Origin of the sequence: Saccharopolyspora terrae (genome assembly GCF_004348435.1) — a bacterium.
GTDB classification, from domain to species: domain Bacteria; phylum Actinomycetota; class Actinomycetes; order Mycobacteriales; family Pseudonocardiaceae; genus Saccharopolyspora; species Saccharopolyspora endophytica.
In genome coordinates this window covers 1-5,757 of sequence record NZ_SMKS01000124.1, presented here as the reverse complement: position 1 = coordinate 5,757, position 5,757 = coordinate 1, and the positions used below count along the sequence as shown (strand labels likewise).

Below are 5,757 nucleotides of genomic sequence, written 5' to 3'. Positions count from 1 at the left end.
CCCACCCAGCACACCGCCTACGACCGCGACACCCGCACCCTCGTGCTCGCCGCCGGCCCCCAGCTCCACCTCATCGACACCACCAACGGCAACCGCCGCACCCTCGACCTGCCCGCACCACCGGCCAACCTCCACGCCCAACACGGCCAGGTCCTCGCAGCACTCCCCGACGCCAACCAGATCACCCGCATCGACCTGCGCACCACCACCGCACACCCCACCCCCGTAGCAGGCGCACCCGTCGACGCCATCGACCTCGACCCCCAACGCACCGCCATCGCCCTCCGCGACACCGGCACCATCACCATCCTCAACCACGCCCAACCCGCCACCACCACCGAGAAGTTCCCAGGCCCCGCACAACTCCTCCACCACAACGGCCAGGTCTACGTCCTCGACCGCCTCACCACCGCCATCACCCCCATCAACACCACCACCGGCGACAAAGGCGCAGGACTCCGAGCAGGCGAAGGCGCCACCAACACCACCCAAGACCGCTACGGCCGCATCCTCACCATCGACACCCGCGGCCAAGCACTCCTCGCCTTCAGCACCGACCCCCTCATCCTCAAACAGCGCTACCCCGTCCCCGGCGCCCCCTACGCACTCGCCTACGACCCCACCACCGACACCGCCTGGATCACCCTCACCGCCACCAACGAACTCGTCGCCTACGACATCGCAGGCGGCGAACCCCAAGAACGCCACCGCATCCCCACCATCAGCCAACCCGACACCATCGCCCTCGACCCCGACACCAACACCCTCTACATCGCCTCCGCCAACGGCGCCGGATACCAGGTGGTGAGAATGTGAGCGCACAAACCGACAACCCCGAAACCGACACCGACTGGGAATACCGGCCGCTGCGCCTCCCACCCGGCATCACCCGCATCAGCGCAGCGACCCAACTCAGCATCCACGCCGAGTACTCCGGCTGGGAACTCTCCCGCGTCCTCCTCTACGCCGACGGCACCCGCAAGATCTGGCTCCGCCGCAAACGCAACACCCCCGGCGTCCCCAACGTCATCACCTGATCACCGCACCCGCCACAACCAGGCATCCGTCGCGAACTTCGACTCCACCAACGCCCTGGCGCGAGACTCCTCCACCGCGCTCACCGGCCCCTCCACGAGCCCGAACCGCGACCGGAAACCCTCGATCAGCCGCTCGATGACGACCTCACGCGCCAAACCCGTCTGCCGCGCCAGCGGATCCACCCGCTTGGCAGCGCTCGCGACACCCTTGGCCGACAACTTCTCCCGGCCCACGCGCAGCACCTCACCGAGCTTCGCACCATCGATCGAGTACGACATCGTCACGTGGTGCAACACCGCACCCGAAGCCATCCGCTTCTGCGCCGCACCACCGATCTTCCCGCCACCCGAAGCGATGTCGTTCAACGGCTGATACCACACCTCCAGCCCCAGATCCCGCAGCACGCCCAACACCCAGTCGTCCAAGAACGGATACGACTCGGCCACCGACATCCCCGCCACCAACGACGGCGGCGCGTACAGCGAATACGTCACCGTGTTCCCCGGCTCCACGAACATCGCCCCACCACCGGTCACCCGACGCACCACCTCAACACCCAACCGCGCCGCCGCATCCAGATCCACCTCGTTGCGCACCGACTGGAACCCACCCAAGATCACCGCAGCCGACGACCACTCCCACAACCGCAACGTCGGACCCCGACGCCCCGCACCCACCTCCTCGGCCAGCACCTCGTCCAAAGCCATGTGCATCAACGGCGACCGCGGACCCTCACACACCAACTCCCACTCGTGATCACCCCACCCCGACGCACGCGACAACGCACGACGCACCGCCGTGGCCACCGACTCCGCGCTGAACCCCACCAACCGCGCGTCCTCGGGCAACCCACCCCGAATCCGCCGGACCAACTCCTCCGGCTCCGCCGACACCGGCGCACCCACCAACGACGCGTTGATCGCCTCCAACGCCTCATCCGGCTCCAGGAAGAAATCCCCGCTCAACCGCACGTCCGACAACCGGCCATCGACCACCTCCAGGTCGACCACCACCAACTTGCCACCCGGAACCTTCAACTCACCGTGCACGGCGCACCCCTCTCCCACAACATCGACAACACCACCCCCAGCCGCCGGAATTTCCAGATGAGACCCAGCTCCCAGAAAGGCACGCCCATGACCGAGCTGCTCACCGGAGCACTCATCGCCGACGGCACCGGCACACCCCTGCGCCCCGCCGACGTCCTCATCGACGACCACCACATCACCGCCGTCGAACCACCCGGCACGCTCCCCGAACACCACCCCCGACGCGACCTCACCGGACTCGTCCTCGCACCCGGCTTCATCGACGTCCACTCGCACGCCGACAACGCACCCCTGCTCACCGAGCACGACACCACCAAGATCCTGCAAGGCGTCACCACCGAAGTCGTCGGCAACTGCGGATTCAGCCTCGCACCCCGCACCACCACCCACGCCGACGTCCACAACGCGTTCCTGCAACGCCTCTTCCCGCCCCTCAACCCCACCTGGACCGGCTTCGCCGAGCTCTTCCACACCACCGACGCCGCAGGCCGCACCACCAACCACTGCCCGCTCATCGGACACGGCACCCTGCGCGTCGCCGCCACCGGCATGACTGACGCGGCGCCCGACGCCGACGCGCTGCACCGCATGCGCGCGATGCTCGAAGAAGGCATGACAGCAGGCGCTTTCGGGCTCTCCAGCGGCCTGATCTACCCACCGGCCCTGTTCGCCACCACCGACGAGCTCACCGCGCTGGCGGAGGTCCTCGGCGGCAACGGCCTCTACGCCACGCACATGCGCGACGAAGGCGACCACCTCCTCGACGCCATCGACGAAGCCCTGCGCATCGGCCACGTCGCCGGCCGCACCCACCTGTCGCACCTCAAGGCCACCCACCCGCGCAACTGGGGCAGGATGCCCGACGCCCTCGACCGCATCCACCAGGCCCGCGACACCGGGCACGTCGTCCACCAGGACGTCTACCCCTACACCGCCTCCTCCACCACCCTCACCTCGGTGCTGCCCACCGACTACCTCGGCGGCGACTCCGAGCACACCCTCGCCAAGCTCACCGCCCCCGCCGCGCACGCCGAGCTCACCGCCGCGATCGGCCAGACCACCCACTTCGACCGCATCCTCATCGCCACCACACCCAGCCACCGCCACGAGGGACGCACCCTCGCCGACATCGCCGAGACCCGGAGCACCGACCCGATCACCGCCCTCATCGACCTCCTGGTCACCGAGGAGCTCCGCGTGGCGATGATCCACTTCTCGATGCACGAGGACGACCTCGAACCCGCCCTCCGCGACACCCGCACCATGATCGGCTCCGACGGTCTGCCGCCCGGCAACGGCGGCAGACCGCACCCGCGCATGACCGGCACCTTCCCCCGAGTCCTGGGCCGCTACGTCCGCGAACGCGGCGTGCTGGAGCTGCCCGAGGCCATCCGCCGCATGACCTCCCTGCCCGCCGAGACGTTCCGGATCCCCGACCGCGGTCTGATCTCCCCGGGCATGGTCGCCGACCTCGTGGCCTTCGACGCCGACACCGTCGTGGACGTCGGCGACTACCAGGACCCCATGCGGGCACCGGCGGGCATCCCGTGGGTGTGCCTGGCCGGCAGGACCGTCGTCGAAGAAGGCGACTTCGTCGGCTCACGAGCCGGCACCCGCCTGACTCCCCAGGGCTGACCCGTCGTCTTTCGCGTCTTTTCGACTGTGGTGGTGAGGTGCGGATGCGGAGTATTAATTTCAGCTACCACTGAAGTTATAGAAGCTAATACTGAGAAGAAAGCCAGCTCGTCCGGGGGATTCACCAGCGCGTGTGGCGCGTCCCACATGCGATCTGTCCACTCGCGACGGACGATCGGCCGGTGAAATCCGTTGCCGAGAGGAGCCCCGCCATGACGCTCTCAGATCATCGAGTCGCCCAGCAGGACTCCTTCGACCCGGACGTGGACCTGGACCTCCCGGTCCAGACGCGCCGGGACTCAGTCGAGACCGAAGACGACGAAAGCCACGTCATCCGCGGCTACGACTGACCCACCGAGCCGGCGCGCCGCCCACGGTCGCAGCAACACCTCCCAGGACCAGGCGGCGCGCCCTCCCCTCCGCCGCTTCAGTTCTGAGTTCGTTGGTGACCTTTGGCGTTCACCTTTAAATTCATTCGCCACTGAATTCACAGACGTTAATGACCTGACGTCGCCGCCTCGATCGCGACAACCTGGAGCGGGCGGCCCGGCTGGCCCTGAAGACGACTGAGTGAGTGCTGGCTCATTGACATGAGTGAGCACTCACTCCTATCTTGATTGCGTGAGTTCTGAACCACCGCGCCGGCGTGCCTCGGCGATGAGCCCCGAGCAGCGGCGTGAAGCGATCGTCACGGCCGTCCTGCCCCTCGTGCGCGAGCACGGCGCGCACGTCACCACCAAGCAGATCGCCCACGCCGCCGAGATCGCCGAAGGCACCGTGTTCCGGGCCTTCGCCGACAAGACCGAGCTGCTGCAGGCCTGCGTGACCGCCGCGCTGCGCCCGGACGAGCTGTGCGCCACCGTGCGCGCGGTCCCCCGCGACATCGACGTCGCCGACAGGCTGACCGAGGCAGCTCAGCTGTTCCTCGACCACTTCACCAGCTTCGGCGAGCTCGTCCACACGCTGGCCGCCTCCGGCTTCGACCTGCGCGGAGGCCCCGAGGAAAAGCCCGCAGGCCTTCCGGAGGTCCGCGAGCAGTTCATCCGCGACCTCACCACCGCCCTCGCCTCGCTGGTCGATCCGCAGGAGCTGCGGATCCCACCCGAAGACCTCGCCAGCTACCTGCAGGCGCTCGTGCTCGGCATCCGGTTCACGGCCACCGCCTCGGACACCTCCGATGCCGACCACGCTGCCGCGATCCGCGCCCGCGTCGACGTGCTGCTGCACGGAGCTCTGGCCGAGACCACCGACGACCCCCAGGAGTCCCGATGACCGATCCGATCATCGAAGCGCACCACATCACGCAGAAGTTCGGCGACGTCACCGCTCTCGACGACGTCAGCATCTCGGTCGCGCAAGGCAGCGTGCTGGGCCTGCTCGGCCACAACGGAGCGGGCAAGACGACGCTGATCAACATCCTCAGCACGCTGTTACCGCCCACCAGCGGAACCGCCACCATCGCCGGGCTCGACGTCGTCACCCAACGGCGCGAGGTCACCGCCCGCATCGGGCTGACCGGACAGTTCGCCGCTGTCGACGAGCAGCTCTCCGGCTACGACAACCTCGTGCTCATCGCCCGCCTGCTCGGCGCGAACCGCCGCGAGGCCGCACAGCGGGCCGACGAGCTCCTGCACACCTTCGACCTCGTCGAGGCCGGGCGCCGCCCGGCCCGCACCTACTCCGGCGGCATGCGCCGCAGGCTCGACATCTCCGCCAGCCTCGTCGGGCACCCCGATGTGATCTTCCTCGACGAGCCCACCACCGGACTCGACCCGGTCAGCAGGCTCAACCTCTGGCAGATCGTCGAGAGCCTCGTCGCCGAGGGCACCACCGTCCTGCTCACCACCCAGTATCTCGACGAAGCCGATCGGCTCGCCGACACCATCACCGTGCTGTCCGCGGGCGAGGTCGTGGCCACCGGCACCGCCGAGCAGCTCAAGGCCCAGGTCGGCCAGCGCAGCGTCAACGCCACCCTCACCGACCCCGCCCGCACCACCGAAGCCCTGGACGCCCTGCGCCGCGCCGGGTTCGACCC

General features: G+C 68.5%; 7 protein-coding genes. 6 read left to right on the top strand and 1 reads right to left on the bottom strand.

Going from position 1 to position 5,757, the window contains the following annotated elements:
- Both E1181_RS30780 and E1181_RS30775 read left to right on the top strand, forming a co-directional pair.
- On the top strand, positions 1–816 hold an 816-nt coding region (locus E1181_RS30780), incomplete at its 5' end, for a YncE family protein (RefSeq protein WP_132679920.1).
- Positions 813–1,037 (top strand): DUF5703 family protein, encoded by a 225-nt coding sequence (locus tag E1181_RS30775; protein WP_132679919.1) that lies wholly within the window; start codon positions 813–815, stop codon positions 1,035–1,037. The genes E1181_RS30780 and E1181_RS30775, both read left to right, overlap by 4 nt.
- Here the strand turns inward: E1181_RS30775 and E1181_RS30770 are convergent, their stop codons facing one another.
- Complete coding sequence (locus E1181_RS30770) at positions 1,038–2,087, bottom strand: lipoate--protein ligase family protein (protein ID WP_132679918.1); 1,050 nt, start codon at positions 2,085–2,087, stop codon at positions 1,038–1,040.
- 87 nt (positions 2,088–2,174) lie between these two features.
- On the opposite strand from E1181_RS30770, the gene E1181_RS30765 reads away from it, so the two are divergent.
- The 4 genes from E1181_RS30765 to E1181_RS30755 all read left to right on the top strand — a co-directional run.
- The gene (locus E1181_RS30765) at positions 2,175–3,722 is read left to right on the top strand and encodes an N-acyl-D-amino-acid deacylase family protein (protein WP_132679917.1); all 1,548 of its coding nucleotides are present in this window, start codon (positions 2,175–2,177) and stop codon (positions 3,720–3,722) included.
- A 212-nt stretch (positions 3,723–3,934) separates the two neighbouring features.
- Positions 3,935–4,072, top strand: a complete 138-nt coding sequence (locus E1181_RS31650) for a hypothetical protein (protein WP_165944802.1) — start codon at positions 3,935–3,937, stop codon at positions 4,070–4,072.
- Positions 4,073–4,343: 271 nt separating this feature from the next.
- Positions 4,344–4,994 (top strand): TetR/AcrR family transcriptional regulator, encoded by a 651-nt coding sequence (locus E1181_RS30760; RefSeq protein ID WP_235877174.1) that lies wholly within the window; start codon positions 4,344–4,346, stop codon positions 4,992–4,994.
- Positions 4,991–5,757 (top strand): ABC transporter ATP-binding protein (locus E1181_RS30755; RefSeq protein ID WP_132679916.1); only part of this gene is annotated, 767 nt, incomplete at its 3' end. The genes E1181_RS30760 and E1181_RS30755, both read left to right, overlap by 4 nt.

Bases quoted from the DNA above. Each gene is read 5' to 3' on its own strand.
- E1181_RS30765 (WP_132679917.1), top strand. From the start codon at position 2,175: ATGACCGAGCTGCTCACCGGAGCACTCATCGCCGACGGCACCGGCACA.
- E1181_RS31650 (WP_165944802.1), top strand. From the start codon at position 3,935: ATGACGCTCTCAGATCATCGAGTCGCCCAGCAGGACTCCTTCGACCCG.